The organism is Asanoa ishikariensis, assembly GCF_900107455.1.
Taxonomy (GTDB): Bacteria; Actinomycetota; Actinomycetes; order Mycobacteriales; family Micromonosporaceae; genus Asanoa; species Asanoa ishikariensis.
Map to the genome: position 1 here is coordinate 192,813 of NZ_FNQB01000003.1, position 25,399 is coordinate 218,211.

Here is a 25,399-nt window from a genome sequence, read left to right on the forward strand (position 1 = left end):
CTTTTTCTGACCTGATGGCGTCGCTGGTGCGGCGGTCGGTCCGCAAAACCGAATCCCGGAAACGGGCAAAGGGTTCAATTCCCTGTCAGGTCTCGATCACACCATCCACTGGGGAGAGACGATGAGTTACACGCTGCTGCCGGGCACCCGGGCGCCGGTCCGGGTCTGGACCGATCCCGCGACGATCGAGGCCGACGCTGCCCGGCAGCTCCGCAACATCGGCACGTTGCCGTGGGTCGACGGTGTCGCCGTGATGCCCGACGTGCACTTTGGCAAGGGTGCGACGGTCGGCTCGGTCATCGCGATGCGGCAGGCGCTCGCGCCGGCCGCGGTCGGTGTCGACATCGGTTGCGGCATGTCCGCGGTGCGCACCAACCTCAGCGACGCTGACCTGCCCGACGACCTCGGGCCGCTGCGCCGGGCGATCGAGTCCGCCATCCCGGTCGGCTTCAACGCGCACGACGAGGCGGTCGACCCGCACCGGATCCACGGCCTGCCGACCGCCGGCTGGGCCGAGTTCTGGAAGGGTTTCGGCGCGCTAACCGCGGACGTCGGCGGCCTGGAGCCGCGGGCGTCGCGGCAGCTCGGTTCGCTCGGCGGCGGCAACCACTTCATCGAGGTCTGCGTCGAGCAGGGCGGCCCGGACGCGGGGCGGGTCTGGTTGATGCTGCACTCGGGTTCGCGCAACATCGGCAAGGAGCTCGCGGAGCGGCACATCCGGGTCGCCCGTGGGCTGCCGCACAACGCCGACCTGCCGGACCGGGACCTCGCGGTGTTCGTGTCCGGCACGCCGGAGATGGACGCGTACCGCCGGGACCTGAGCTGGGCGCAGCAGTACGCGGCGCGCAACCGGGCCATCATGCTCGCGCTGCTGTGCCGGGTGCTGCGGGAGGCGGTCGCGCACGTCCGCTACGACGAGCCGATCTCGTGCCACCACAACTACGTGGCCGAGGAGACGTACGGAGGCGTCGACCTGCTGGTCACCCGCAAGGGCGCGATCCGGGCCGGCCGGGGTGACCTGGGCATCATCCCGGGTTCGATGGGCACGGGCTCGTACATCGTGCGCGGGCTGGGCAACGACGACGCCTACAACTCGGCGTCGCACGGCGCGGGCCGGCGGATGTCGCGCACGAAGGCGAAGAAGACGTTCACGGTGGACGACCTGGCCGAGCAGACGGCCGGCGTCGAGTGCCGCAAGGACGCCGGCGTCGTCGACGAGATTCCCGGCGCGTACAAGGACCTCGGTGCGGTCATCGCCGAACAGGCCGACCTGGTCGAGGTCGTGGCCCATCTCAAGCAGGTGGTCTGCGTAAAGGGCTGAACCGCATGGGCCAGCCCGGCGCGCGATGCGGGCGGGGCGTCGGCGATGCTGTGGGTGTGGAGTACGTGTCCAGAGTGCCGCGACCGCCGCTGGACGGGTTGATCGACGACCTCTACTACCTGGAGGGCGCGCCGCCGTACGCCCGGCTGACCCTGCCGGCGAGTCCGGCGGCGCTGCTCATCGTCAACCTCGGGGCCCCGTTCCGCATCCGCGCCGGCAGCGACATCAAGGCGGCCGAGTACGCCGACGGCTGCGTGATCACCCCGCCCACCCGCGCGTTCGAGTTCGGCTACCCACCCCGAACCCGGTCCGTCGGCGTGCACCTCAAGCCGTGGGGGCTGGGGCCGTTCCTGCCGATGCCCGCGGCCGAGCTGTGCGACCGGCCGGTGACGTTGGAGCAGGTGTGGGGCCGGCCCGCCACTGCTGAGTTGCGAGACCGGTTGGCCACGGCGGACGGACCGCACGAGATGCTGACGGTGCTCGAGGAGGAGCTGAAGCGACGGCTGTGCGAGACCGCCGGCCTGGGGCTGGTCCGCCATACGAGCAGCGTCATCGCGGCGACCGGCGGGGCGGTGGCGATCGGCGACCTGAGAGTGGCAGCCGGTGTCAGCAGCACTCATCTGGCACAGCGGTTCAAGGAGCTCATCGGTGTCACGCCGAAGCGGCTGGCCCGCACCTACCGCTTCGCCTCCACCGTGCTCGCGATCGACCCCGCCGGACCGACCGACTGGGGCGACCTCGCCGGTGGCGCGGGCTACTTCGACCAGGCCCACTTCGGCCACGAGTTCCAGGCGTTCACCGGGCTCACGCCGACCCGGTACGTCGAAGTCCGGCGGCGGTTCCTGCGCGAACATCCCGGCCACGTGCTGGACGGCTGGCCGCTGCCGGCCGATTGAATTCTTACAAGAGCGACAGCTCACGCCACGCTAATTTGAGGGCACCCCAACGCAGAGGAGCGCCCCGTGGGCAAGGTGGTCATGTACAGCTCGGTGTCGGTGGACGGCTTCATCGCGGACGAGAAGGACCAACCCGGACCGCTGTTCGACTGGTTGACCAGCGGTGACGTCCCGTTGGACGAGAGCGGCGTGTTGAAGGTGTCGCAGACCTCCTACGACTACACCCGGCCGTACTGGGACCAGATCGGGGTGACGATCGCCGGCCGCCACGTCTTCGATATGACGGACGGCTGGGACGGGAAGCCGCCGAGCGGGGTCGACCACGTGGTCGTCGTGACGCACCGGCCGGCGCCCGAGGGCTGGGACCATGCGGCGCCGTTTCACTTCGTCGACGGCGTCGAGGCGGCCGTGGCCAAGGCGCAGGAGCTCGCGGGTGACCGCTTGGTCGAGGTCGCCGCCGGCGACGTCGGTGGCCAGGCGCTGGCCGCAGGTCTGGTCGACGAGGTGCGCATGGACGTCGTGCCCGTCGTGCTCGGGTCCGGCAAGCGCTACTTCGGGTCGGTCGACGCGCAGCACCTGTTGGAGGATCCGGACGTGATGATTCAGGGCAACCGGGTGCTTCACCTGCGCTATCAGGTGCGCCGCTGACCGATCCTTGGCGCCGGCTCGCCTAAAAAGGCTATCCGCTTCGTTAACATGGCGACGACAATAGGAATTGCCGTCGCCATAGTTGCGGGAGCCTGCGTGGGATACGACAACGATGGCCGGTTGCCACTGATCTACGTGCGCGGGTTCGCCGGATCGGGCATCGACAAAGCCGTCGAGGATCCGTTCTACGGATTCAACGAAGGATCCGTTCACGTTCGTGTCGACGGATTCGGGGATCCACAGTTCTACCAGTTCGAAAGCCCCATGCTCCGGCTGATGATCGACGAGAACTACCGGCTGCTCGTGCACGGTGACCAGCGCGCCTTTCTCCAGCACAGCGGTGACGGTGAGGTCGACGCGAACACGCTGTGGATCCACCGTTTCTACGACGTGTCGGCCTCGACGTTCTCCAAACGACCGACCGAGTTCAGCATCGAGAACGCGGCGGCGGACCTTTTCGACCTCATCGAGCTCGTGCGCCGCAAGACCGGAGCGCCGAAGGTGTTCCTCGTGGCCCATTCGATGGGTGGGTTGATCTGCCGATCGGTCATCCAGCGACACATTCCGCTGTTGTCCGGGAAGGCTACCGACTACATCGCACGATTGTTCACGTACGGCACGCCACACGGCGGCATCGAATTCGACGTCGGTTTCGGGCTGATCGAAAAGCTTCGAGACCTGACCGGGATCAGCGGCGCCGACATCTTCGGTCCGGGCCGGATGTACGAGTACCTGACCCCGGCCCTGCCCGGGGCGCCGAGCGAGGACGATTTCGACGCGCAGGTCATGCCGCCGGACGGGTTTCCCGTCGACGAGGTCTTCTGCCTGGTCGGCACCAACCCGGCGGACTATCAGGTGGCGCTGGGACTCTCCTCGAAGCTGGTGGGAGCGCGAAGCGACGGACTCGTCCAGGTCGACAACGCCTACGTCGAGGGTGCCAACCGCGCGATGGTCCACCGCAGCCACAGTGGAACGTTCGGCATCGTCAACTCGGAGGAGGGCTACCAGAACCTGCGGCGCTTCCTCTTCGGCGACCTCATGGTCCGGGTCGACCTCGTCGGCCTGTCACTGCCGGACGACCCGGACGACGACGTGGTGTGGCAACTGGAGACCCAGCTGTCCATCCGGGGCCTGCCCGTCCTCATGCACACGCAGACCGCGGCCCAGTACTGTCCGGTTCAGCTCGAACGAACCTCGGCCCAGGACTCGACGGATGCGCCCTTCCCCCTGGTGACCACCTTCCTGTCGTCGAAGCTGGCACCGCGGCGGGACGGCCAGCCGCGGGCCGCGCGGCATTTCCTGAAGCTGCGACTCATCTCGCTGCGGGTGCGCGACGGCGTGTTCGACTTCCTCGACCACATGGAGCAGGCCGAGGACTGGCAGGACCTCCTGTTGGTCGACATCGCACCGGACCCGGCGGGCACCTCGTCCGCGCCGCTGCGGTGCTGGGCCACCTGGAACAGGACGGTGACAAAGGCGATCCGGTCGTGGGAGCCGCAACCGTCCGATCTCCTCGAGGACGCGAACACGACCGCGGGTGTCTGGCGAGGAGAGATCCAGATGCCCCCGGAGGTCCGCGAGCTGCTGGGGGAGAACGCCCGGCTGTCGATCACCGTCACGCCCCGCTCGGCGGCCGGCTGACGCCGGTAGGGTCAACGTCCCATGGAGCACCATGACGAGACCCTGGGTGCGTACGTAGGACGGGTGCAGGCTGACCCGAAAGCGATCGCGGTCATCGTCGTGGGATCGGTAGCTCGTGGCACGGAACGACCCGACTCGGACGTCGACGTGTATCTGGTCGTACCCGATGACGTCTTCGACTCGGCCGTTGCCGCCAATCGGGTGATCTTCGTCGAGCACTCCGACTCGACATATCCGGGCGGCTATGTCGACGTCAAGCTCGCCACCGTCGCGTTTCTGAATGCCGCCGCCGAGCGCGGGGACGATCCGGTGCGCGCGTCGTTCGAAGGTGCCCGGGTGGCCTGGGTCCGGGACGGTTACGACCTCGCCGCGCAGGTCGCCGCGATCCCCGTGCTTCCCTCGACGGTCTGGGAAAGCCGAGCGGCATCCTTCATCTCGCAGGTCCGGTTGCACGGCACCGACTTCCTGCGGGAAGCGATCGCGTTGGACAACACCTTCCTGCTGCACCACGCCGCCGTACACACCGTAGGCGCCGGTGGGCGAGCCCTGCTCGCGCTGAATCGCAGGCTCTATCGCGGGCCGAAGGACCTCGACGCCACGCTCGCTACCCTCGACCGCATACCCGACGGATACGGCGACCTCGCTCGGCGGCTCATCACCCGGCCCAGCCGAGAAAGCGCCGACGCGTACGTGCGGGCGTTGGAGGCCTTCCATCGCTGGCCGGTGGATCGCGTGGCGAGTGACTCGATCTTCATTCGGGACAACGAGCTCGGCTGGCTCACCGGGATACTGCCGCCCGAGTTCCGCTGACCGGGGCTAACTTCGGCGCGCGCGCCGGTTGACCAGCACCAGCACCACGACGAGCGCCGCCGCCAGCACCAACGCCAGGACGATCGCGATCAGGACCCAGGAGCCACCGGAGCCCTCCCGCTGTTCGCTGCCCGCGTCCGCCGGCGCCGCGCTGGCCGAGGGTGCCGGGGGAGCGCCCAACGGGTTCGCCTCGACGGCAGGCACCTCGCGGGTCAGCGCGGCGAGCACGTCGACCGAGCCGAAGCCGTACTCCGGGTCCCGGCCCTTCGCGCCCCGGTCGCGGGCCGTGCTGACCACGCGGTTGACCACGTTCGCGGCGTCGAGGCTCGGATAGCGGGCCCGGACCAGGGCGACGACGCCCGAGACGATCGCCGCGGAGGCGCTGGTGCCTTCGTACACGGCGTAGTCGCCCTCTGCGACGCCGGGCCGGGTCGGCGCGACGATGGCCTCGCCGGGTGCGGAGACGGCCATCGCCTGACCGACGATCGTGCCGTCCCAGAGGGCACCGGACCGGGTCGCGCCGCCGACGGCGATGACGCCGGGGATGCTGGCGGGCATCGGGATCTCAAGATAGGTGCTGCCGGTGTTGCCGGTCGCGGCGACGACCACGACGTCCTTGCTGAGCGCGTATTCGACCGCTTCGACGACCTCGGGATCGTCGCGTTCCGTGCCGAGCGACACGTTGATGACGTCGGCTCCGTTGTCGACGGCCCACCGGATGCCCGCCGGCGCCTCGCGCAGCCCGGACGGCCCGAGACTTACCGGCAGGATCTTCGCCTCGGGGGCGATCCCGAGAGCGTGCCGCTCGTCGCCACCCCGCGCGGCGATGAGGCCGGCCATCGCGGTGCCGTGCCCGGCCGTGCGATCCGGATCGGTCCGTCCATCGTCAACGGAGCCGGGGCCGAAGCCCTTGCCGGGCAGCACCTGGCCCTTGAGATCGGGATGGGAGGCCTGCACGCCGCTGTCGATCACCGCGACCACGACACCCTTGCCTTTCGACAGCCGGTGCGCCTGCGGGATCTTGAGCGCGTCGAGATGCCATTGGAGGCTCCGGACGGTGTCGGAGGCGCGGGCCGGCGCGGGTGCCAGCAGCGGGCCGAGGCCGGTCGCGGCGACCAGCACGAGCACGGAGCAGGTCGAGCGGACGACCTGTCGGAAACCCATGACTTCCCCAATGGTCTACGTGGACACGAGCGCCCGGAACCGTATCTCGCGCGCGTGGCCGGCGCAGCCCCTGTGGCGCGGCCGGCGCACTGCGTGTGCGCCGGCCGCGACGACCGACTAGGCGGCCGACCAGCGCTGGGCGCCGGTCCCGTTGCAGGTGTAGAGCTGCACCTTCGTGCCGTTGGCGATGCCGCTCCCGGTCACGTCCAGGCACTTGCCGGAGGCCGGCACCACGATCGAGCCGTTGGACTGGAAGGTGAACTTCTGGGCGCCCGTACCGTTGCAGTCCCAGATCTGGATCTTCGTGCCGTTGGCCGTGCCGCTCGCGTTGACGTCCAGGCAACGGTTGCCGTACACGCGAAGCTCGCCCGCCGCGGTCCGGGTCCACTTCTGGTTCGCGCCGTTGTGGCAGTCCCAGATGTGGATCTGGGCGCCGGCAACGGTGCTCGCGCCCGAGACGTCCATGCACCGCGTCGACTGCGGGTTGACCAGCGAGACCGCGACACCGACCGGAGGCCCAGAGGCTTGCAGGCTGCCGGGTACGGCGATCAGGGCGGAGTACCAGGTCGCGGCCATCTTGTCGTAGCCCGCCTGGTTGGGGTGCACGCCGTCGGCGAGGTCGGCGGTGGTCAGCGGCGAGTGCAGGTCGACCAGGTGGGTCTTGCTGCCCTTGCCGGCGACGATGCCGGGGATCGCGGCGTTGTACGCGCGTACCCGCGCCTCCAGCGTCGCGTCGGTCTCGGGCGTGATCTGGGCGACGAACAGCTCGACGTCCGGCGCGTTGGCCCGGATCCTGTCGATCAGGGCGGACAGCCGCGCGGGCGCGTTGGCGATGTCGTAGTTCTGGTTCATGTCGTTGGTGCCGATGTGCAAGAGCACGGTGCGCGGCGTGTACGTGCGCAGCCAGTTGACGATGTTGGCGTCGAGCTGGTCGATCCGCCAGCCCGAGTGGCCCTCGTGGTCGTGGTCGCCCAGGCTCGCCGGCCCGTTGAACCCGGAGCCGACGAAGTCGACGGTGCGCCCGGCGGCGACCAGCCGCTGCCACAGGTTGATCCGGTAGCCACCGGGCACGTTGTAGCCGTCGGTGATCGAGTCGCCGAGCGGCATGACGCGTACGCCGCCGTTGGACTCGGCCTGGGCGGGGTTGGCGGTCGCGGCGATGACGCCGGCCACGAGTGCGAGCGCGAGGCCGATTCCGGCCAGTCTCCTGCGCATGGGCGCGTTTCCTCTCGTCGGTGCCGTCCCTGGGACGGGCGGGACGGGCCTTGCATCGAGGATCGGCGATGCCATGTCGTACGGGGGAGCCGTGCGGGCGGTCGGGCGGGCTGAATGCCGGCCCCGGTGCGCCGAGCGGTCGTGCCGGCGGTGGCGGCTCGGCGCCGGGTCCTGCCATGCTGGTCGGATGTGCAGAAACATCCGGGTGCTGAGCAACTTCGAACCGCCGGCGAACGAGGACGAGATCGAAGCCGCGGCGCTGCAGTACGTGCGCAAGGTCAGCGGGGCCACCCGCCCGTCGGCGGCCAACCAGGAGGCGTTCGACGAGGCTGTCCGGGCGGTCACCGAGGCCACCCGTGCCCTGCTGGAGACCCTGGTGATCAAGGCGCCGCCGCGCGACCGGGAGACCGAGGCGGCCAAGGCCCGGGCCCGTGCGGCGGAGCGCTACGGCCCGCGGACCGCTTAGGGCGTGCGGCGCCCGCCGTACGACGCCGTCAGCGCGTCGACCACGGTCACGGCGTCCGCCTCGGCGAGGTCAGCCGGGTAGACGGGGAGGAGGTCGTCCCAGACGACCAGCCACGAGCCGAACAACTGGGCCTGTCCCTCCGGCCGTGCGAAGAACCAGATGTGCAGATGCGCGCCACCGTCGCCGAAGCGGTAGACGTGGGCCCGGGAGATGTGCGGCAGCGCCTGCACGTGGCGGGCGATGTGCGTGCTCAACACCCCGAGCTCGGCGGCCAGGTCGTCGGGCAGGTCCACCAGGTCGTAGTGGTCGCGCGGGTGCAACATGAGGACCAGCGGCACGCCGGCCCCCGCGATCTGGGTCAGCCGCCAGCGGTCGTCGAACCAGATCCCCTTGTCCCGGCCACGGCACGAGACGCAGTCCGACGGGTCCTCGCCGTCTCGCGGCGGCTCGGGCAGCACCGGCGGACGCAGCGGCGGGACCCGCAGCCCGTCGGGTTCGAACGGACTGATGTCCCAGCCCGTCATCCGCGCCAGCGGCAGCCGGCGCTCGCTGTCCGCGGCAGCGACGGCGTGCTCGTAGAACTCATCGGGTGACAGGGCCATGATCGACAGGCTAGTTGATCAGGCGGCGTGGTAGAACAGGTCTCCGAGGCCGATCGTGAAGGCCAGCACGCCGTAGAGGCTGTGCTCGACGCACACGGCCAGCAGTGACCGGGTGCGCTGGTAACGGCGGGCGAACAGAGCGCCGCCGGCCAACGTGAGCAGCACCGACCAGATGCTGCCGAAGATGACGTGCGCGAAACCGAACGCCACCGCGCTGGCCGCGGCCGCCGCCCACCCGGTGCCGAACACCGGCGCGTAGCGGTCCAGCAGGAATGCCCGGAACAGCACCTCCTGCGGGTACACCGAGAACAGCGGGTAGAACACCGCCACCGCCAGCCACAACCAGGGCGTCTCGCGCGGTAGGTCGAACAGGTGCGCGGGCCGGAACGCCGCCACCACCGCGATGCCGACCACCGCCGCGGCCGCCCAGGTCAGCAGGATCGGCCGGAGCGCCGGACGCAGGCCCGCGGCACCCCACAGGACGACGCCGGGGCGGCGCCGCAGGTGCCAGAACGCGAGCCCGCCGGCGACCAGCAGCACCGGGATCGGGCTGCCGGGGCTGCCCAGCAACGCGTACCCGCCGACGGCGCCGAAGAACAGGACGACGAACTCGACACCACGCGCGACCCGCACGCGCCGCAAGCTACCGGCCGTCTCCCAACGGAAGGCGTGGTAGGACTGTCTGGGTGATCTACGAGTCGTTACACCTGAGTGTCGCCATCGCTCGACCACCGGCCGAGGTGTACGCGTTCGCCGCGAATCCCGAGAACCTGCCGCGCTGGGCGGCCGGGCTCACCGGGGCGGTCGCGCGGGTCGGCGAGCGCTGGGTGGGTGACACGCCGGACGGTCCGATCGTGATCATGTTCGCGCCGCCGAACCCGTTCGGGGTGCTCGACCACGACGTGACGTTCCCGTCCGGGCAGACCTTCTACAACCCGATGAGGGTGTTCGCCAACGGCGCGGGCAGCGAGGTCGTGTTCACGGTCTTCCGGCGCGAGGGCACCGGTCCCGAGGCGTTCGAGGCCGACGCCGCGGCGGTGCTGACCGACCTGCGTACCCTCAAGTCGCTCTTGGAATGAGGTGGGTCCGGAGGAACTCGGTGATCTCGGCGCGGGCCGCCCTGGCCTGCGGCACCATGCCCGGCATGCTGAGGAACGCGTGACCCGCTCCGGGGTGTTCGGCGAGTCGCACCGGTGTCCCGGCCGCGCCCAGCCGTGCGGCGTAGGCGCGTCCGTGATCGGCCACCGGGTCCAGCGCCGGCACGACGACCAGCGTCGGCGGGAGCCCGCTCAGGTCGTCGGCGTACAGCGGCGACACCGCCCGCGGGTCCGTCCCTTCCGGAACGGCCAGGCGACGGAACAGCTCCATCTGCTTGACGGTCAGCGTCGGGGTGCTGGCGTGCTCGGTCATCGAGGGATAGTCGTACGCCGTCGAGGTCAGGTCCACGCACGGGTTGACGAGCACCTGGGCCCGCAGGGACCCCTTGGCCCGGATGGCGGCCAGGGCGGTGACCATCGAGCCGGCGCTCTCGCCGAAGACCGCGACCCGCTCCGGGTCGATGCCCCACCGCTCGCCGTGTCGCAGCACGTGGCTGAGCACGTCCCAGCCGTCGTCGACCGCGGCGGACATCGGGGTGCCGGCGGCGACGAGTCGGTGCTCGACCGACACGACCACCGCGGGCACCCGACCGGCGAGGTGGCTGTTGATCCAGTCGCTCTGCACGGCGGTGCCCACGAACCCGCCACCGTGCACGTGGAGCACGAGCGGGAGGGCGGTGGCGCCGGCGTGGGCGGGCGACGGCCGGTAGACCCGGACGCGGAGCTCCCGGTCGGGCAGCGACACCGTCTGCCAGTCGATCGTGGTGCCGCGGTTCGGGAACCCGGTGACCACCCGCATCAGCGGTGACGCCCGCCTGCGGTTCTCGGCGTCACGGAACGCGTCGAGCGCCTCGGTCGGCATGGTCAACCAGTCCGGTTCCTTTCGCACGGCGTGCAGCAGCCGGATGCCCAGCGGTTGGCGGGTGTCGCGCATGGGTCCTCCTCGATCGCAGTTTCGCTACTTGAGGTATCGATACCGACGGTAGCACAATTGCTAGGCTGTGCCCATGGCTCCAACCCGGCCGCCCGGCCGCCCCCGCTCCAGCGTCGACGCGACTGTCTTCGCGGCGACGCTGCGCACGGTCGACGAGCTCGGCTACACGCACGCCACGGTCGACCGCATCGCCGCCGCGGCCGGGGTCGCGAAGACCACGATCTATCGGCGCTGGCCGTCCAAGGGCGCCCTGATCACGGCCTGCCTCGTGGACGCGTTCGGGCCGCTGCCACTGGAAAGCGGGAGCCGGGCGGAGCTCATGTCGTCAGCCATCCGCTGGGGCGCGGCGAAGATCAGCGAACCGGGGATCGGCGCGGCCTTCGCCGGCGTGTTCACCGACGCCATCAACGACCCGGCCCTGCGCGAGATCCTGTCGACCCAGTTGCAGGACCCCTACCGGCTCGCACTCCAGGAGGCGCTGGGCGAGCCCGAGACCCGGGTCCTCTTCCTCATCGACGTCGTCATCGGCACCCTGCTGCACCGGATGGGCATGACCGGCGAGCCGATGGTCGACGCCGATGTCGACGCCCTGGTCGAGATGGTCGTACGCGTCCTGCCCTAGGGGGTGCCCTTTGTTTGGCGGGTGGCCGCGCGGGTATCTCGTCGTGCGACCCAAGGAGCGCCGATGCCAGCCGTACGACAGGAACGAAACCGCGAGTCTGCGGTCGTCTTCAACCCGGCGAAGGTCTCCGACCTCGACCAGCTCCGCGAGACCGTCGACGGCGCGTTGGCCTCCGCCGGTTGGCCCGCCCCGCGGTGGCTGGAGACGACCGCTGACGATCCCGGCTACGGGCAGACCCGCGCCGCCGTCGAGGCGGGTGCGGGCGTGGTGTTCGTCTGCGGTGGCGACGGCACCGTCATGTCGGCGCTGGGCGCGCTGGTCGGCACCGAGACGGCGATGGCCATCCTGCCGGCGGGCACCGGCAACCTCCTGGCCGCCAACCTGGGCATCTCGACCGACCTGGCCGCCGGCATCCAGGTCGCGCTGGACGGCGGTGAGCGCCGGATCGACGTGGGAGTCGTCGACGACCGGCACTTCGCCGTCATGGCCGGGATGGGCTTCGACGCGCGCATGCTCGAGGACACGTCCGACACCGTGAAGGCGCGCATCGGCTGGCCGGCGTACGTGCTGGGCGCCCTGCGGCACCTGCGGGACCGCCCGATGCGCCTGACGATCCGGGTCGACGACGGCCCGCCGATGCGGCGTCGCGCCCGGTCGGTCCTGATCGCGAACGTCGGCCGGCTACAGGGCGGCGTCAAGCTCATGGCCGACGCGACCCCCGACGACGGACTGCTCGACGTCGCCGTGCTCACCCCGCGCACATTGCGCCACTGGGCGGCGCTGGGCCTCGCGGTCGTGCGGCACCGCACCCGCGTACCGTCGATGCAGGTGTTGCAAGGGGCCAGGGTGGAGGTCCGCAGCGACCGGCCGCAGCCCCGGCAGCTCGACGGCGACCTCATCGAGCCCGGTGATGCCCTCGTCGTCGAGGTGCGCCCCGAGGCGGTGTGGCTGTGCGTGCCGCAGCCGGCCGAACACCCCGACCTGGCCGAGGACGCGGAGGCGGCGGCCCGGCGCGGAGCACGACTCGTCGAAGCGAAGCCGGCCCACTGACTCAGCTCTCCCGCACTTCCAGGTGGCTGAGCGACTCTCCGCCCTTGCGGTTGTCCGATCGGCCGTATTTGCTCTCGATCAGGCTCTCGAGCTTCTGCACGGCACCGCCGCAGGCCTCGCCCACGGACCCCGCGTGGTGCGTGACGGCGACCGGTTGCCGGCCGGCCAGCCGGGCCTCGATCACGCACCGCTTGTCGTCGACGCTGGGCCGTCCGGAGGTCTCGCTGCCGACGTGGACCTCCACGCGGGTGACGTGATCGCCGAAACGCGACAGCCCGGACTCGACGTCGCTCTCGATGCGCTGGACCATTCCGTCGCTGACGTCCACGTTCCGGTCCGTCTGGACCTGAATCTGCATGCGGCATCTCCTCATTACGCGGTGTAACCAACCCTTCGACCGTACGCCCTTACTTCGGTGACGCGGCTTTCACCGAACAGGCGTACGCTTCGGATGTCGCCCGAACCCCCCGGTGGCGTGACAGTCCGCTTTTCGGTGGACGCGCCCGCAGAGGTCGAGAGTTCTTTCCAGGGCGAGCCCAGAGCTCGGAGTCGTTTCCCGGCGCAGCTACGCGTCGGGTAGTCCGCGTGCGACCACAGTGGACTCTGGCTGCCTGGCGCCCGGGGACCCCCGACGGCAGCAACAGAGGAGAACGACCTTGGACGCCAGCGCGCACCCGATGCACCTGACCGACGCCGAGCAGGTCGACCGGGCGAACGAGACCGGCAAGACCCCGGTCGTGTTCATCCACGGCCTCTGGCTGCTGCCCAGCAGTTGGGACCGCTGGGGACCGGTCTTCGAGTCGGCCGGCTACGCGCCGCTGTGCCCCGGCTGGCCGGACGACCCGGACACCACCGAAGAGGCCAACGCCCATCCGGAGGTCTTCGCCAACAAGACCGTCGGGCAGGTGGCGGACCACTACGCCGCCCTGATCGGCAAGCTGACCAGGAAGCCGGCCGTGATCGGGCACTCGTTCGGCGGCCTCATCGCCCAGATCCTGGCCGGGCGGGGGCTGTCGGCCGCGACGATATCGATCGACTCCGCGCCGTTCCGTGGCGTGCTGCCGCTGCCCATCTCGGCGTTGCGGTCCGCGGCCGCGGTGCTGGCCAACCCGGCCAACCGCCATCGCGCCGTCCCGCTCACCTACGAGCAGTTCCGCTTCGCGTTCGCCAACGCCGTCGACGAGGTCGAGGCGAAGGAGCTCTACGAGGTCTTCGCCGTCCCGGCGCCCGGCGCGCCCGTCTTCCAGGCCGCGGCCGCCAACCTCAACCCGTGGACCGAGGCCAAAGTGGACACTGAGAACCCGGACCGGGGTCCGCTGCTGATCATCTCGGGCGAGAACGACCACACGTCCCCGCGCGCGATCAACGACGCCATCTTCAACAAGCAACTCCGCAACACGGGCGTGACGCAGTTCGCCGAGATCGCGCACCGGGGGCATTCGCTGACCATCGACTCCGGTTGGCGCGAAGTGGCCGACACCTCGGTCGCGTTCCTCAAGCGGTTCGCGTAGGGGTGGGGACCATGGCCCAGCTTCCCGGTGGCCCGATGGTGCGCCGCCACGTGCTCGTGACCGGTGCCACCTCCGGCATCGGCAAGGCGACCGCGCTCGGCCTGGCGCGGTTGGGCGCGCGGGTGTCGGTCGTCGGCCGGGACCCCCGGCGCACCGATGCCGCGGCCGACGAGATCCGCGCCGCCGGCCGGCGGCGGGTGGGCGTGTACATCGCCGACCTGTCGTCGCAGGAGCAGGTGCGGCGGCTGGCCGACCAGGTTCTGGCGGGCATGCCGCGGATCGACGTGCTCGTCAACAACGCGGGCGGCTACTGGAACACCCGGCACCTCACCGTCGACGGGCTCGAGCGCACCCTGGCTCTCAACCATCTCGCGCCGTTCCTGCTCACCAACCTGTTGCTCGACCGGTTGCGGGAGAGCACGCCGGCCCGGGTGGTCACGGTGTCCTCCCGTACGCAGGCCAGCGGTCGGATCGACTTCGACGACCTGCAAGGCGAACGCGACTACTCCGGCGCACGCGCGTACACCCAGTCGAAGTTCGCCAATGTCCTGTTCACCTACGAGCTCGCCCGGAGGTCGCCGGACGCCCTGGTGACGGCCAACGCGGTCCATCCCGGTGTGGTCAACACCGGGTTCGGCGCCGAGGATCCCGGTGTGGTCCAGCGGTTGCTGGTCCCGCTCCTGCGGCCGTTCATGAAGAGCCCGGCCCGCGGCGCGGCCATGTCGATCCACGTGGCCTCCGCCCCGGAGCTCGAGCAGGTGACGGGTCGCTACTTCGGCAACGGGAAGCCCGGACAGTCCGCTGCCCTCAGCAAGGACGAGGCCACCGCGGCCCGGCTGTGGCAGGTGAGTGCCGACCTGGTCGGGCTGAGTGCCCCCGTGCCACCCTCCTGATCGCTCGCCCTCGGCCCGAGAGGCCACGCCATGACCACGACCGGAACGACCGTGAACCACGCGATCCTGCAGGACGGGTACGGCGCGGCCGACCTCCTGCGGTTCGCCAAGGTGCCGACACCGAAGATCGCCGCGAACGAGGTGCTCCTGCGCGTCCACGGCGCCGGGCTCGACCGGGGCACCTGGCACATGATGGAGGGCCGGCCGTACCTGCTGCGCCTGATCGGCTTCGGGATGTTCAAGCCGAAGACCCAGGTGCCGGGCATCGACGTGGCCGGCACGGTCGTCGGCGTCGGCTCGGCGGTGACCAGGTTCGCCGCCGGCGACGAGGTCTACGGGATCGGACGTGGCTCGTTCGCGACCTTCGCGGCGGCCCGGGAGGACAAGCTCGCGCGCAAGCCGGGCAACCTGTCCTTCGCGCAGGCGGCGGTGGTGCCGGTATCCGGCCTCACCGCGCTCCAGGCCCTCACCGACGTCGGCCGGGTCCAGGCCGGACAGCGCGTGCTGATCACCGGTGCGTCCGGCGGTGTCGGCAGCTACGCCGTGCAGCTCGCGAAGTCCTTCGGCGCCGAGGTCACCGGCGCGTGCCGCACCACCAAGCTGGACTTGTTGCAGTCCCTCGGCGCGGACCATGTCATCGACTACACCCGGCAGGACTTCGCCGACGGCACCCAGCGCTACGACCTGATCCTCGACATCGCCGGCCGCCCCACCCTCGCGCAGCTCCGCCGGGCCCTCACCCCGACCGGAACCGCGGTGATCATCGGTGGCGAGGACGGCGGCAAGTGGACCGGGGGATTCGGCCGTAACCTACGCGCGGCGGCGACGTCGCCGTTCGTGTCCCAACGCCTGGTCATGTTCGCCGCCAAAGAGCGCGGAAGCGATCTTGAACGGCTCACGGCGCTCATCGAGGCCGGCCGGCTCACACCGACCCTCGACAAGACCTTCTCCCTGTCCCGGGTACCCGAGGCCATGCACTACCTCGAGGCCGGGAGGGCCCGCGGCAAGGTGGCGATCACCGTCTGATCGGCTATTTCCGCGTTCGCCCGCATGGCCGCTGACCTGGTGTGATGCTGGAAGGGGCAGGTCAGCTGCCACGGGAGGTCGTGTGCCGTGGCGAGTCTTCGCGAAGAGTTCGACGACATCGTCGACAACCGTCGGGTCAGCACGGTCTTCCAGCCGGTCGTCGACCTGCGGACCACCCGGGTGATCGGCTACGAGGCCCTGACCCGGGGTCCGCGGGGCTCCTCCTTCGAACAGCCGATGAAGCTGTTCGCCCACGCCTATCGCGTCGGGCGGTCGGCGGAGCTGGACTGGGTCTGTCGCGCGACCGCGATGCAGGCAGCGTTGCTCGCCGGCATGCCGCCGGAGGTCACGCTGTTCGTCAACGCCGAGCCGGCCTCGATCGGCGTTGACTGTCCCGACGACCTGCTCGACACCGTCATGCTGGGTGCGCGGCGGCTCAGCGTCGTGGTCGAACTGACCGAACGCAATCTGACCCACGACCCCGCGGGAGTCCTGCACGCCGCATTCGTCGCGCGGGCCAACGGGATCGGCATCGCCATCGACGACGTGGGCGCCGACCCCGCGAGCCTCGCCATGATGCCGCTCGTCCGTCCCGACGTCATCAAGCTGGACCTCTCGCTCATCCAGAACCGGCCCGACCTCGTGGTGGCACGCACGGTCAACGGTGTGCTCGCCGAGGTGGAGCGCACCGGCGCCACCGTGCTCGCCGAGGGCATCGAGTCGCCCCGCCACGCGGCGATGGCCCTGGCGATGGGCGCGACCCTGGGACAGGGCTGGCGGTACGGGCGGCCCGCGCCGCTGCCCGATGGCTGGTCCTCGTCGACGGGGGCCGGCGGACTGACCATCAGCCATGACCCGCCGTCGTCGCGGACACCGTTCGAGGTGGTGACCGCCAAGCGCGCCACCCGGCCCGCGACCCGACAGCTCCTCGCGTCGATGAGCCGGCACCTGGAATATCGCGCCGCGGATCCCGCCGAGCCCAGCGTGCTGGTCGCGTGCTTCCAGCACGCGCGCCGGTTCGGCCCCGCGCTCGTCCGCCGCTACACGTCGCTGGCGGCGGCGAGCGTCATGGTCGCGACCTTCGGCGTCGGTATGCCGGACGAGCCGGCCGAAGGCGTACGCGGCACAGCGCTGCGCGCCGACGACCCGCTCGCCCAGGACTGGGTCGTGGTCGTGGTCGGGCCACACTTCGGCGCGGCGTTGGTCGCCCGACAGCCACCCTCCGATGAGCGAGGCGAGGACACGCCGTACGACTACGCCGTCACCTACGACCGCGACCTGGTGATCGCGGCGGCGCAGAGCCTCGTGCGGCGGATCGAGGCCTGACCGCTACAACTTCGGCGTCGGCGCCGGCGTGCGCGAGATGCGTTGATATTCGCGGCTGATGTCGCCGTCCTGCACGGTCAGGACGGCGTCGGTGCAGAAGTACTCCTCAGGCGAGTTGGTGACCAGCAGCTTTCGATCCACTTCGACCGCTCCGTTGATCCGCAGGACGTCGCGACCGCTCGTCTTGTTGTTCCTGAAGAACGCGCGACCGTCGTTCGCCCGGTAGTTCCAGGTCGACCTGCCCCGCAGGGTGAACTCGTAGGTGCGACCGCCGTTCTTTCCCACCAACACCCGGCCTTCGCGCAGGTCGTCCCACACGGTGCCGTTGGCGTTGAAGTGCCGCACCTCGCCCTTGCCGCGCAGCCGGAAGACGATGTCGGTGCCGTAGATCGGCAGCGGCCCCTCCCACACAGTGGCCCGCCAGGCCCCGATCAGACACTGGTCGAAGAGCGAGTTGGGTGTCGGACTGGCCGCCGCCGACGAGGTAGACCCCGGTCAGGTCGGCCGCCGGAATCCGCGACGCCGCCAGGGCGGCCCGACTCGCGACAACGGTGCGCTCGAGCAGCGGGCGGGCGAGGGCGTCGAGCTGTTCCCGGCCCAGGGGAGCGTCGTCTGCTAGCAGCGGCACCCGGATCTTCGTCGCGGTGCGCCGGGACAGGGTCTCCTTCGCCGCGCGGACGGCGTCCCCGAGTCGGCGGCTGACCCGCCGATCGGCGTCGGAGTCGGGCGCGATCAGCCGCTGCCAGGCGGCCGGGTCGCGGGAGCCGTAGACCGCCCCGAGGTGGGCGACGATCGTCGCGTCGAGGTCGAGACCGCCGGCTCACCTTTTCGGCGGTGGCGCCGGCCGGTCAGTGGCGCCGGCGGCGGGCCATCAGGCGGAGCTGGGTGATCCGGGCGGCGCCCACGATCATGGTCAGCAGCGCGGCGCCGACCGCGGCGATCAGCAGCGCCAGGGCCAACGGCAGGCTGCCGTCCAGGCCGAGGAAGTTGACCTCGACGCTGCGGGTGTTCTGCAGCATGAAGATGATCAGCACGATCGACAGGAGGGCGGCGGCGCAGATCCCGACCCAGGCATTGCTGGTGCGGGTGCGCGGCGACCGGTTTCGTTCTGCCATCGCGCCCGGACGGACGGAGGAGTCACCGGATGCGTCTTGCGTGTGGCGCACGTCGTTGGACATGACATCCCAAGGGGTAAGCCGGTGTGGCAGGCACCTCAAGGCTGGGATGTCGTCGAGTCCGGAATGACTCAATCGTACACCCGTTCGGTCCAAAGGAGAGATATCCACTCACGCCGAAACGGGGTAGCGTCCGAGTCGGCGTCGACCTCCGGCGAGCGATGACGACCGACCATGAGAGCAGGCAGTGGTGAGTCTGCACCTGTCCAGCGCCCGCGGAGCGGACCGGCGGGTCGTGGTGAGCTGCGACGTCGCGGGTTGCCCGGTGCAGGTCGAGCCGCCCCCGATCGAGTCGTGGCGCAACGACGCGGACGCCCGGGTCTACGCGCGTGAGCATGCCAAGGGCTGGACTCACGACGCGGCTCGGCAGACCGACTACTGCCCGACCCACGCCGCGTCGAGCACCGCCCCGGCCGCCGGTGTGGTGCCGCCGCGCCCCACGACGGCGGCCCGCGACGAGGCTGGCAACCCGCTCGACCGTGACGAGTACGCACAGCGGCTGCGCGCGCGGCTCGCCGAGGGTGGAGAGGCGGCGGTCGCCGCCCGGCTCCTCGAGGAGTTGGCCGGCATCTACCGCGGCGAGACCATCGGCGCGCTGGCCCACGACGTCGCCGCTCTCCTGGACCGACGCGGCCGGCAGCCGTAACGGCGGTCACGCGGCCAGGTCGCCCACCCGGCTGAAGGTCCCGGGGGCCGTACGAACCGTCGCCCGTCCGGTGCCCAGCAGGGTCACGAGCTCGCAGTAGGTGTGTTGGTCGTGGCCGTCCTCGCGCGCCGGCTCGCCATCTGCGGCGCGGATCCGGGCCTCGACGTGCCGGGCGGTGACCGACGTGATCCAGGCGCAGGTCTCGCATACCTCGTGGCCGAGGTGGTGCCCGGCCAGGTGCCAGATCTCGACGAAGGTCGACCGGGTGACGGCTCGAGCATCAAGCGGAGGCACCAGTCGGATGGCGTCGCGCCAGACCCGCATGGCCTGGAACGCGTACAGAGTCCGGAACGCCGCGCGATCGCGGGCGGCTATCCGGGTGACAAGCGCATGCAGTCGGTTGCCGTGCATGACGGTGCGGGCGGGGTCAGCGTGGATCAATGTCCGTGTCATGTGCCGCTCCGGTGCGTCTCGAAGAACCTGGACGCGCCGCCGGGGGCCGGAGCGGCGAACGGCTGTCAGCGTAACCCGAGAACAGTCCGAAAAGGACTTTTGGGCGCCGGCATCTCGCTGGTGGGACTTCCTTGAAAGGGGCGTAGGCTAGACCTGTCGCTCGAGACCCCGGTGGCCGACAAGCCCGCCTGTTGGCGGATGCTCCGCACCGATCCACGATCTCCATGACGACGATCCCACTAGGTGCTGGCACGTCAGTTGCCCCGTGCGCCGTCGCGACGTCTCAGTCAGGACGGTTATCACCATGCTCACCACCACCGCACGCACCACGATCGCCTCGGCCACGCCGCCTTCGTCGCCGCGGCTCGTCCTCACCCCTGTCCGGGACCGGCAGGCGGTTCTCGACGGCGGGTGGTGGCCGCGGTCCTGGGATCCGGTGGCCGAGCTTCCGGGGCTCGTACTGGCCCTGTCCGCCCGCTACGGGACGATCCGGCAGGTCATGCTCAACAACGTCGCCTGGGACACCCGCTTCAGCCGGCTGGCGGTCGGCGACGGTGTGGTGCGGGTCGGTTGGTTCGCCAGCGTCGACCCGGCGGTGGTGATCGCCACCACCTACGCCGGTGACCAGGTCGATCTGCTCGTCGTCCCGCCGCGGACCGATGCCGCGGCAGCCGAGAAGGCGATGGCCGAGGCGGCCGACCCGGCCACGCGTACGCGAGCGCAGCACATCCTCTCCGCCTCACCGACGGCGCCGGGTGGTCACACCGTCCGCCCGATGGTGTCGAGGTGACGTAGGGCCTGCGCGTAGGACGCGACCAACCCGGTCTCGGCGTAGGACACCCGGTGGGCGGCACAGAACTCGCGGACGATGTGCTGGGCGTGCCGCAGGTTGGCGCGCGGCATCGACGGGAACAGGTGATGCTCGATCTGGTAGTTCAGGCCGCCGAGCGCGAAGTCGGTCAGCCAATGCCCGCGCACGTTGCGCGAGGTGAGCACCTGGCGCCGCAGGTAGTCGGCGGCGTCCGCGGTACTCAGTTGGGGCATGCCCTTGTGGTTCGGTGCGAAGGAGCAGCCGAGGTAGAGCCCGAACAGGCCCTGGTGCACGGCGATGAACGCCAGTGCCATCCCCGGAGACAGGACCCAGAACACGAGGCACAGATAGCCGGCGGCGTGTACGCCGAGCAAGGTCAGCTCGCGTACGCGGGGCCGCGTGGGGTCGCCGACCAGGTAACGCACGCTGGCGACGCGGAGGTTGATCGCCTCCAGCAGCAGCAGCGGGAAGAAGCTCCACGCCTGGAAGCGGTACAAGAACCGGGCGAGGCCGACGCTGGCCCGCGCCTGGCCGGGGGTGAAGATCAAGGCTCCGGCGCCGACGTCCGGGTCCTTGTCCTCGTCGTTCGGGTGGGCGTGGTGGCGGCTGTGCTTGTCGACCCACCAGCCGTAGCTGAACCCGACGCCGAGGTTGGCGAGCGCGACGCCGGCGACGTAGTTGGCCCGGCCGGACCGGAAGATCTGGCGATGACCGGCGTCGTGCCCCAGGAACCCGAGCTGGGTGGAGATCACCGCGAAGTAGGCCGCGGTGGCGAGTTGCCACCACGAGTCGCCGATCAGGATGAGGGCGGCGACGCCGACGGCGCACATCGCGGCCATGACGGCGATCTTCCCGAGGTAGTAGCCGGGACGCCGGTCCAACAGGCCGGCGTCCTTTATCTCGCGGGAGAGTTCGGCGTACGCGCTTCCCCGGGATCGTTCGTGTGGCACCGCGCCGTTCTTCGCGTACGCGGCCGGGGGTGTGGTTATCGACGGCATCGGGGCTCCTGCCACGGGTCGGTACGGCTCGTCAGGTGGGCACCGGATCGAGGACGCGTTCGTGCGGATCGAGCCACGCGTCAGGCAGCCGGTCGGACCGTGCCGCGATGGAGTCGGTCGACGTGAGGCAGAGCAGACGCACGGTCTGCGGGGTGGCTCGGCACAGCAGGGTGACGCAGTCGCGCGGCACGCCATGGACGAGACGGACCAGGAAGTTGACGAAGGTGGCACCAGCGAAGGACACCTCCGCGAGGTCCACGAACAACCGCGGTGGCGCAAGGCGATGGAGGTCAGCAGCGGTGTCCGTCAACACCGCCGCGCAGTCTTCGTCGATTTCGCCGGTCAGCCGCAGGCACGCGACATCGTGCTCGGTGCGCAGCGATAGGGAGAAGAATTCGGTGTCGTGCCGAAAAGTCGTCATGTCCGCCCTCGGATTCGCCGAACGCGAATGCCGAGGTCTGGGGCATCGCCCGCAATTGGACGACGCAAGTCTAACCCCAGGTGCCGCGTCGCCGACGACTCCTGCGGGCGGAGCGTAGGGTATGTGTGAAAAACGTCTGCCCTGGTCCCCGGCAGCGCCGACTTCACAAAGAAGGTGCGGCCCACCCATGGCATCGATCCGTCCCGCATTGATCCGGGCGGCCGGCGTGCGTCCGCACCGAGTCAGGTCGCGACGATGAGTGCCGCGGCGGACCGGTGGGCCCGGGCGCACGAGTTGATCGCCGAACAGCCCGGCCAGGCTGACCGGCCGGGCAACGTCGCTGACGCGCTGCGCCGGATCTGCGGCGCCACCGCGACCGCACTCACCGCGTCCGGGGTCGGGGTCAGCGTGGTGACCGGCGAGGGCGAGTGGGGCTTGGCCATCGCATCGAGCCCTGCCAGCCAACTCCTGGAGGAGTTGCAGTTCACGCTCGGGGAAGGGCCGTGCATGGACGCCATGGCGACCGGACGCCCGGTCCTGGTCGCGGACGTGGCCGGTGACGCGACCGACCGCTGGCCGATCTACAGCTCGGCGGTGCGGGAGAGGGGAGTGCGGTCGGTGTTCGCGTTCCCGTTGCTGGCCGGGTCCGCGAGCGTGGGCGTCCTCGACGTCTTCCGGGGCCGGCCTGGCGCGATGGACGAAGAGGACGTCGCGCAATCGCTGACCTTCGCGGCGATCGCGCGTACCGCCGTCCTCGACGGACAGCACGAGGCGTCGGTCGACGACGTGCCGGACGGTTTCGACGAGAGTCCGGGTTATCGCACGGAGGTCTTCCAGGCCCAGGGGATGGTGATGGTGCAGCTCGGTGTCACGCTCGCCGAAGCGTTGCTGCGCCTGCGCGCGCATGCGTACGCCAACGAACGCACGCTCGCGGATGTCGCCCGCGACGTGGTCGCGCGCACGGTGCGCTTCGATCGGGAACAGCAGTGACAGGGGTACGGAGGTTGCCGTGACCACTCTTTCCGCACAGCGGTTGGCCGAGGTGTTCGTCGAGGTGTCCGACACCCTCGTCGACGAGTTCGACCTGGTCGAGTTCCTGCACGTGCTCACCATGCGCACGGCGGAGATCGCTTCGGCCAGCGTGGTCGGTCTGGTCCTCGCCGACCGCCAGGGTCATCTGCATTTCATGGCGGCCTCCCGCGAGGACGCCCGGTTGCTGGAGCTCTTCCAGCTCCAGAACGACGAAGGCCCCTGCCTCGACGCGTTCCGCAGTGGCACCGCGGTGGTCAACACCGACCTGCGCGAGGACGGTGGGCGCTGGCCGCTGTTCGCGCCGCACGCCACCGCGGCCGGGTTCCGTTCCGTGCACGCGTTTCCACTGCGCCTCCGGGCGCAGGTGATCGGCGCGCTCAACGTGTTCGGCACGAACGCCGCGAGCCTTGATCGTGACGACGTGCCACTGGTGCAGGCCTTGGCCGACCTGGCATCGATCGCGCTCGTGCAGGAACGCACGATCCGGCAGGGACAGGTGCTGGCCGAACAGCTGCAGGGCGCCCTCAACAGCCGGATCGTCATCGAACAGGCCAAGGGCGCCGTGGCGCAGCACCGCGGGGTCAGCGTGGACGAGGCGTTCGAGCTGATCCGCGGTTTCGCCCGAGGCAACAACCGTCGGCTGGGCGACGTCGCGCGTGCGGTGGTCGCCGGCGCGGACGGCCTCGGCGGTCTCATCCGCCCCTGAGCCCGACGCTCAGACCGTGGCGTCCAGCGGCGGCAGGACCCGGAGCCGAGCGGCGGCTACCGTTTGGCGAACGTCGGGCGCGATGACCGACATGAGCTCCCGAACCTGACGTTCGACGTCCGTTTCAGGGATCTGCAAGGTCTGGGCCGCTTGCTTGAGATCGTGACCGCCGAACACGGTCAGCGCCAGGATCGCCTCTGGTGTCCCGGCTGATCGCCGCGTCGCGGTCCCGAATCGTTCGATGGCCGCCAGCCGTCCGATGCACCGCCAGAAGACGGAGCGGGCCAGTGCGACGCGGGTGTGTCCGCTCGACGCGCGGGGGTACTGGATCGGCCGGCAGGCGGTGGCGAGTGTCGCGGCGACGACGTCGCTCGCAGCGTCGATGTCGTCGAGCAGGATCGCCGCCAGGCAGAGCAGGGGGCCGGCGTGGTGGCGACACAACGCGCGCCCATGCGCACGGCGCCGGCGCTCGATGGTCGTGATGGAGGCAGGCAGGGCTCGGATGGTCATCGCGTACCTCGGCGGGTCAGCGTTCGCGGAAACTGACACGCCGCCGGGGTCTGGAGCGGCTTTGCGAGCCTAGCGCCGGCCCCAGCGCCACAGCACATATCGACGCAGCGGGCACCTCCAATGAGGACGGCGATTCCCCGCACAGACGGCGGTGGCCGGCGTCAGAGACGCCGGCCACCCAGGTTGCTTCAGATCAGCGCTTGAACGCGTCCTTGATCTTCTCGCCGGCCTGCTTCACGTCCGCCGAGGCCTTGTCGCCACGACCCTCGTTCTCGAGGTCCTTGTCGTCGGTGGCCTTGCCCACGTGCTCCTTGACTTCGCCGCCGGCCTCTTGGGCCTTGTTCTTGGCCTTGTCATCGAGTCCCATGCGTCCCCATCTCTGTGCACCCGCGCCGCCACGGATCTCTCTTGCGCGGCGCGTGGTGTCTAGGAGGAATGCCCGCGAAACCGCGAACGAAACGCTGGCCTCGCGACGGCGCTAGCTGGGATGCCTCATCCTTTCGGCTAGCTATTAGCTGGCCGTTCGGCTACGGTTGCCCTGGATCAAGCAATCGAGGGGTCTCCCAACCTGGCGAGTCGGGCCGACCGGACGAACAGGTTGAGGAGCGACGATGACCACCGTTACCGTGCGGCGCAGCAGGGCCGATACCGTCACCGACGAGCGGCACGCGACGACCGCGACCACCCTGCTGGCCGCGTTCACCTCCCTCCCCGTCGACCATCCCCGGCGGGCCCTGGCCCGCGAGCGCGCGATCAACGCCTGGCTCCCGCTCGCCCGACACCTCGCCCACCGTTACGCGGGTCGCGGCGAGCCGACCGACGACCTGGTGCAGACCGCGTCGCTCGGGCTGGTGAAGGCGATCGACCGGTTCGACGCCGACCGCGGCATCGACTTCGCGGGCTTCGCCATCCCGACCATCGTCGGCGAGATCAAACGCCACTTCCGGGACCGGACCTGGTCCGTGCGGGTGCCGCGCCGGCTCCAGGAACTGCGCCTGGCGATCACGACCGCGAACAACACGCTGACGCACACGCTGGGTCGCTCACCGACCGTCGCGGACATCGCCGTGCATCTCGGCGTCAGCGAGGACGACGTGATCGACGGGCTTGAGGGCGCCCGTGCCTACCGCGCCACCTCGCTGTCGACCCCGATCGGCCACGGCGACAACACGGGGGAGCTGGGTGACCTGCTCGGTGGCGTCGACGACGGCTTCGAGCTCACCGAGAACCGCCTGGTGCTCGGGCGTGCGCTCGGTGTGCTCGACGACCGGGAGCGCCGGATCCTGACCCTGCGCTTCTTCGGCAACCTCACGCAGTTGCAGATCGCCGAGCAGATCGGCATCTCCCAGATGCACGTGTCCCGTCTGATCACCCGCGCCCTGGCCACGCTGCGCCGGCACCTCGAAGACCACCGCGGCTGAGGCG

31 protein-coding genes and 1 pseudogene are annotated in these 25,399 nt (G+C 70.3%); 18 read left to right on the forward strand and 14 right to left on the reverse strand.

The window, feature by feature from the left end; all coding sequences use genetic code 11:
- The first annotated feature begins 121 nt into the window (after positions 1–121).
- From BLV39_RS24950 to BLV39_RS24970, 5 genes are all read left to right on the forward strand, one after another.
- Positions 122–1,321, forward strand: a complete 1,200-nt coding sequence (locus tag BLV39_RS24950) for an RtcB family protein (protein ID WP_090798174.1) — start codon at positions 122–124, stop codon at positions 1,319–1,321.
- A gap of 65 nt (positions 1,322–1,386) precedes the next feature.
- Positions 1,387–2,217 carry a helix-turn-helix domain-containing protein gene (locus BLV39_RS24955; protein WP_239083487.1) on the forward strand — a complete coding sequence of 277 codons (831 nt, stop codon included), beginning with the start codon at positions 1,387–1,389 and terminating at the stop codon, positions 2,215–2,217.
- 66 nt (positions 2,218–2,283) lie between these two features.
- Positions 2,284–2,865, forward strand: a complete 582-nt coding sequence (locus BLV39_RS24960) for a dihydrofolate reductase family protein (RefSeq protein ID WP_090798178.1) — start codon at positions 2,284–2,286, stop codon at positions 2,863–2,865.
- A 48-nt stretch (positions 2,866–2,913) separates the two neighbouring features.
- Entirely contained in the window at positions 2,914–4,506 is a 1,593-nt protein-coding gene (locus tag BLV39_RS24965; protein ID WP_143049874.1) for an esterase/lipase family protein, read from the forward strand.
- 21 nt (positions 4,507–4,527) lie between these two features.
- Positions 4,528–5,316, forward strand: a complete 789-nt coding sequence (locus BLV39_RS24970; protein ID WP_090798182.1) for a nucleotidyltransferase domain-containing protein — start codon at positions 4,528–4,530, stop codon at positions 5,314–5,316.
- Positions 5,317–5,322: 6 nt separating this feature from the next.
- Here the strand turns inward: BLV39_RS24970 and BLV39_RS24975 are convergent, their stop codons facing one another.
- Positions 5,323–6,480: a S8 family serine peptidase gene (locus BLV39_RS24975; protein WP_090798186.1), complete on the reverse strand. Its 1,158-nt coding sequence runs from the start codon at positions 6,478–6,480 to the stop codon at positions 5,323–5,325.
- A gap of 117 nt (positions 6,481–6,597) precedes the next feature.
- A complete protein-coding gene (locus BLV39_RS24980) occupies positions 6,598–7,695 on the reverse strand; it encodes an RICIN domain-containing protein (RefSeq protein WP_090798187.1) in 1,098 nt (365 codons plus the stop codon).
- A gap of 187 nt (positions 7,696–7,882) precedes the next feature.
- On the opposite strand from BLV39_RS24980, the gene BLV39_RS24985 reads away from it, so the two are divergent.
- Positions 7,883–8,161, forward strand: coding sequence for a DUF2277 domain-containing protein (locus tag BLV39_RS24985; protein WP_090798188.1), 279 nt, complete (start codon positions 7,883–7,885; stop codon positions 8,159–8,161).
- Here the strand turns inward: BLV39_RS24985 and BLV39_RS24990 are convergent.
- Both BLV39_RS24990 and BLV39_RS24995 read right to left on the reverse strand, forming a co-directional pair.
- Positions 8,158–8,763, reverse strand: a complete 606-nt coding sequence (locus BLV39_RS24990) for an HIT family protein (RefSeq protein ID WP_090798190.1) — start codon at positions 8,761–8,763, stop codon at positions 8,158–8,160. The two genes, BLV39_RS24985 and BLV39_RS24990, sit on opposite strands and share 4 nt — an antisense overlap.
- Positions 8,764–8,781: 18 nt before the next feature.
- Positions 8,782–9,396: a CPBP family glutamic-type intramembrane protease gene (locus BLV39_RS24995; protein WP_090798192.1), complete on the reverse strand. Its 615-nt coding sequence runs from the start codon at positions 9,394–9,396 to the stop codon at positions 8,782–8,784.
- A 53-nt stretch (positions 9,397–9,449) separates the two neighbouring features.
- Here BLV39_RS24995 and BLV39_RS25000 point away from each other — a divergent pair, with 53 nt between their 5' ends.
- A complete protein-coding gene (locus BLV39_RS25000; protein ID WP_090798195.1) occupies positions 9,450–9,842 on the forward strand; it encodes an SRPBCC family protein in 393 nt (130 codons plus the stop codon).
- On the opposite strand, the gene BLV39_RS25005 is transcribed toward BLV39_RS25000, so the two are convergent.
- The gene (locus BLV39_RS25005) at positions 9,823–10,794 is read right to left on the reverse strand and encodes an alpha/beta hydrolase (RefSeq protein WP_090798197.1); all 972 of its coding nucleotides are present in this window, start codon (positions 10,792–10,794) and stop codon (positions 9,823–9,825) included. The genes BLV39_RS25000 and BLV39_RS25005 overlap by 20 nt on opposite strands.
- A gap of 73 nt (positions 10,795–10,867) precedes the next feature.
- On the opposite strand from BLV39_RS25005, the gene BLV39_RS25010 reads away from it, so the two are divergent.
- Complete coding sequence (locus BLV39_RS25010) at positions 10,868–11,416, forward strand: TetR/AcrR family transcriptional regulator (protein ID WP_090798199.1); 549 nt, start codon at positions 10,868–10,870, stop codon at positions 11,414–11,416.
- A 63-nt stretch (positions 11,417–11,479) separates the two neighbouring features.
- Positions 11,480–12,466, forward strand: a complete 987-nt coding sequence (locus BLV39_RS25015; RefSeq protein WP_090798201.1) for a diacylglycerol/lipid kinase family protein — start codon at positions 11,480–11,482, stop codon at positions 12,464–12,466.
- Between the two features lies 1 nt (position 12,467).
- Here the strand turns inward: BLV39_RS25015 and BLV39_RS25020 are convergent, their stop codons facing one another.
- Positions 12,468–12,824, reverse strand: coding sequence for an HPF/RaiA family ribosome-associated protein (locus BLV39_RS25020; protein ID WP_143049875.1), 357 nt, complete (start codon positions 12,822–12,824; stop codon positions 12,468–12,470).
- 298 nt (positions 12,825–13,122) lie between these two features.
- Between BLV39_RS25020 and BLV39_RS25025 the strand changes: the two genes are divergently transcribed.
- From BLV39_RS25025 to BLV39_RS25040, 4 genes are all read left to right on the forward strand, one after another.
- Positions 13,123–13,977 carry an alpha/beta hydrolase gene (locus tag BLV39_RS25025; protein ID WP_239083486.1) on the forward strand — a complete coding sequence of 285 codons (855 nt, stop codon included), beginning with the start codon at positions 13,123–13,125 and terminating at the stop codon, positions 13,975–13,977.
- 11 nt (positions 13,978–13,988) lie between these two features.
- Complete coding sequence (locus tag BLV39_RS25030; RefSeq protein ID WP_204082643.1) at positions 13,989–14,870, forward strand: SDR family oxidoreductase; 882 nt, start codon at positions 13,989–13,991, stop codon at positions 14,868–14,870.
- Between the two features lie 30 nt (positions 14,871–14,900).
- Entirely contained in the window at positions 14,901–15,896 is a 996-nt protein-coding gene (locus tag BLV39_RS25035) for an NAD(P)-dependent alcohol dehydrogenase (protein WP_090798208.1), read from the forward strand.
- A gap of 87 nt (positions 15,897–15,983) precedes the next feature.
- Positions 15,984–17,222 carry a sensor domain-containing phosphodiesterase gene (locus BLV39_RS25040; RefSeq protein WP_090798211.1) on the forward strand — a complete coding sequence of 413 codons (1,239 nt, stop codon included), beginning with the start codon at positions 15,984–15,986 and terminating at the stop codon, positions 17,220–17,222.
- Between the two features lie 3 nt (positions 17,223–17,225).
- Here the strand turns inward: BLV39_RS25040 and BLV39_RS44320 are convergent, their stop codons facing one another.
- The 3 genes and pseudogenes from BLV39_RS44320 to BLV39_RS25055 form a co-directional block, all read right to left on the reverse strand.
- Positions 17,226–17,633, reverse strand: a complete 408-nt coding sequence (locus BLV39_RS44320) for a hypothetical protein (RefSeq protein WP_090798213.1) — start codon at positions 17,631–17,633, stop codon at positions 17,226–17,228.
- A gap of 121 nt (positions 17,634–17,754) precedes the next feature.
- Positions 17,755–18,015: pseudogene (locus tag BLV39_RS45125) on the reverse strand (Hsp70 family protein); the annotation flags it as partial.
- A 55-nt stretch (positions 18,016–18,070) separates the two neighbouring features.
- Positions 18,071–18,337, reverse strand: a complete 267-nt coding sequence (locus BLV39_RS25055) for a lipopolysaccharide assembly protein LapA domain-containing protein (RefSeq protein WP_090800553.1) — start codon at positions 18,335–18,337, stop codon at positions 18,071–18,073.
- A 250-nt stretch (positions 18,338–18,587) separates the two neighbouring features.
- Between BLV39_RS25055 and BLV39_RS25060 the strand changes: the two genes are divergently transcribed.
- Positions 18,588–19,043 (forward strand): hypothetical protein, encoded by a 456-nt coding sequence (locus BLV39_RS25060; RefSeq protein WP_143049876.1) that lies wholly within the window; start codon positions 18,588–18,590, stop codon positions 19,041–19,043.
- 6 nt (positions 19,044–19,049) lie between these two features.
- Here the strand turns inward: BLV39_RS25060 and BLV39_RS25065 are convergent, their stop codons facing one another.
- Complete coding sequence (locus BLV39_RS25065) at positions 19,050–19,496, reverse strand: hypothetical protein (RefSeq protein WP_143049877.1); 447 nt, start codon at positions 19,494–19,496, stop codon at positions 19,050–19,052.
- A 304-nt stretch (positions 19,497–19,800) separates the two neighbouring features.
- On the opposite strand from BLV39_RS25065, the gene BLV39_RS25070 reads away from it, so the two are divergent.
- Complete coding sequence (locus tag BLV39_RS25070) at positions 19,801–20,286, forward strand: DUF5994 family protein (protein WP_090798221.1); 486 nt, start codon at positions 19,801–19,803, stop codon at positions 20,284–20,286.
- On the opposite strand, the gene BLV39_RS25075 is transcribed toward BLV39_RS25070, so the two are convergent.
- Together BLV39_RS25075 and BLV39_RS25080 are read right to left on the reverse strand one after the other, a co-directional pair.
- Entirely contained in the window at positions 20,256–21,305 is a 1,050-nt protein-coding gene (locus BLV39_RS25075) for a fatty acid desaturase family protein (protein WP_090798224.1), read from the reverse strand. The genes BLV39_RS25070 and BLV39_RS25075 overlap by 31 nt on opposite strands.
- A gap of 31 nt (positions 21,306–21,336) precedes the next feature.
- Positions 21,337–21,726, reverse strand: coding sequence for an STAS domain-containing protein (locus BLV39_RS25080; RefSeq protein ID WP_090798226.1), 390 nt, complete (start codon positions 21,724–21,726; stop codon positions 21,337–21,339).
- 255 nt (positions 21,727–21,981) lie between these two features.
- Here BLV39_RS25080 and BLV39_RS25085 point away from each other — a divergent pair, with 255 nt between their 5' ends.
- The gene (locus BLV39_RS25085) at positions 21,982–22,716 is read left to right on the forward strand and encodes a GAF and ANTAR domain-containing protein (protein ID WP_090798231.1); all 735 of its coding nucleotides are present in this window, start codon (positions 21,982–21,984) and stop codon (positions 22,714–22,716) included.
- Positions 22,717–22,735: 19 nt separating this feature from the next.
- Positions 22,736–23,464, forward strand: coding sequence for a GAF and ANTAR domain-containing protein (locus BLV39_RS25090; RefSeq protein WP_204082642.1), 729 nt, complete (start codon positions 22,736–22,738; stop codon positions 23,462–23,464).
- A 9-nt stretch (positions 23,465–23,473) separates the two neighbouring features.
- Here BLV39_RS25090 and BLV39_RS25095 read toward each other — a convergent pair whose 3' ends face one another.
- Both BLV39_RS25095 and BLV39_RS25100 read right to left on the reverse strand, forming a co-directional pair.
- Positions 23,474–23,974 carry a hypothetical protein gene (locus BLV39_RS25095; protein ID WP_090798236.1) on the reverse strand — a complete coding sequence of 167 codons (501 nt, stop codon included), beginning with the start codon at positions 23,972–23,974 and terminating at the stop codon, positions 23,474–23,476.
- A 193-nt stretch (positions 23,975–24,167) separates the two neighbouring features.
- A complete protein-coding gene (locus tag BLV39_RS25100; protein ID WP_090798239.1) occupies positions 24,168–24,341 on the reverse strand; it encodes a CsbD family protein in 174 nt (57 codons plus the stop codon).
- Between the two features lie 244 nt (positions 24,342–24,585).
- Between BLV39_RS25100 and BLV39_RS25105 the strand changes: the two genes are divergently transcribed.
- The gene (locus BLV39_RS25105) at positions 24,586–25,395 is read left to right on the forward strand and encodes an RNA polymerase sigma factor SigF (RefSeq protein ID WP_090798241.1); all 810 of its coding nucleotides are present in this window, start codon (positions 24,586–24,588) and stop codon (positions 25,393–25,395) included.
- The last annotated feature ends 4 nt before the right edge of the window (positions 25,396–25,399 follow it).

What these genes read in the sequence shown, in the direction of transcription:
- BLV39_RS24950 (WP_090798174.1), top strand. Translation starts at nt 122, where the DNA reads ATGAGTTACACGCTGCTGCCGGGCACCCGGGCGCCGGTCCGGGTCTGG.
- BLV39_RS24965 (WP_143049874.1), top strand. Translation starts at nt 2,914, where the DNA reads ATGGCGACGACAATAGGAATTGCCGTCGCCATAGTTGCGGGAGCCTGC.
- BLV39_RS24970 (WP_090798182.1), top strand. Translation starts at nt 4,528, where the DNA reads ATGGAGCACCATGACGAGACCCTGGGTGCGTACGTAGGACGGGTGCAG.
- BLV39_RS24975 (WP_090798186.1), bottom strand. Translation starts at nt 6,480, where the DNA reads ATGGGTTTCCGACAGGTCGTCCGCTCGACCTGCTCCGTGCTCGTGCTG.
- BLV39_RS24980 (WP_090798187.1), bottom strand. Translation starts at nt 7,695, where the DNA reads ATGCGCAGGAGACTGGCCGGAATCGGCCTCGCGCTCGCACTCGTGGCC.
- BLV39_RS24985 (WP_090798188.1), top strand. Translation starts at nt 7,883, where the DNA reads ATGTGCAGAAACATCCGGGTGCTGAGCAACTTCGAACCGCCGGCGAAC.
- BLV39_RS24990 (WP_090798190.1), bottom strand. Translation starts at nt 8,763, where the DNA reads ATGGCCCTGTCACCCGATGAGTTCTACGAGCACGCCGTCGCTGCCGCG.
- BLV39_RS25005 (WP_090798197.1), bottom strand. Translation starts at nt 10,794, where the DNA reads ATGCGCGACACCCGCCAACCGCTGGGCATCCGGCTGCTGCACGCCGTG.
- BLV39_RS25010 (WP_090798199.1), top strand. Translation starts at nt 10,868, where the DNA reads ATGGCTCCAACCCGGCCGCCCGGCCGCCCCCGCTCCAGCGTCGACGCG.
- BLV39_RS25015 (WP_090798201.1), top strand. Translation starts at nt 11,480, where the DNA reads ATGCCAGCCGTACGACAGGAACGAAACCGCGAGTCTGCGGTCGTCTTC.
- BLV39_RS25020 (WP_143049875.1), bottom strand. Translation starts at nt 12,824, where the DNA reads ATGCAGATTCAGGTCCAGACGGACCGGAACGTGGACGTCAGCGACGGA.
- BLV39_RS25030 (WP_204082643.1), top strand. Translation starts at nt 13,989, where the DNA reads ATGGCCCAGCTTCCCGGTGGCCCGATGGTGCGCCGCCACGTGCTCGTG.
- BLV39_RS25035 (WP_090798208.1), top strand. Translation starts at nt 14,901, where the DNA reads ATGACCACGACCGGAACGACCGTGAACCACGCGATCCTGCAGGACGGG.
- BLV39_RS25055 (WP_090800553.1), bottom strand. Translation starts at nt 18,337, where the DNA reads ATGGCAGAACGAAACCGGTCGCCGCGCACCCGCACCAGCAATGCCTGG.
- BLV39_RS25065 (WP_143049877.1), bottom strand. Translation starts at nt 19,496, where the DNA reads ATGACACGGACATTGATCCACGCTGACCCCGCCCGCACCGTCATGCAC.
- BLV39_RS25070 (WP_090798221.1), top strand. Translation starts at nt 19,801, where the DNA reads ATGCTCACCACCACCGCACGCACCACGATCGCCTCGGCCACGCCGCCT.
- BLV39_RS25075 (WP_090798224.1), bottom strand. Translation starts at nt 21,305, where the DNA reads ATGCCGTCGATAACCACACCCCCGGCCGCGTACGCGAAGAACGGCGCG.
- BLV39_RS25080 (WP_090798226.1), bottom strand. Translation starts at nt 21,726, where the DNA reads ATGACGACTTTTCGGCACGACACCGAATTCTTCTCCCTATCGCTGCGC.
- BLV39_RS25085 (WP_090798231.1), top strand. Translation starts at nt 21,982, where the DNA reads ATGAGTGCCGCGGCGGACCGGTGGGCCCGGGCGCACGAGTTGATCGCC.
- BLV39_RS25095 (WP_090798236.1), bottom strand. Translation starts at nt 23,974, where the DNA reads ATGACCATCCGAGCCCTGCCTGCCTCCATCACGACCATCGAGCGCCGG.
- BLV39_RS25100 (WP_090798239.1), bottom strand. Translation starts at nt 24,341, where the DNA reads ATGGGACTCGATGACAAGGCCAAGAACAAGGCCCAAGAGGCCGGCGGC.
- BLV39_RS25105 (WP_090798241.1), top strand. Translation starts at nt 24,586, where the DNA reads ATGACCACCGTTACCGTGCGGCGCAGCAGGGCCGATACCGTCACCGAC.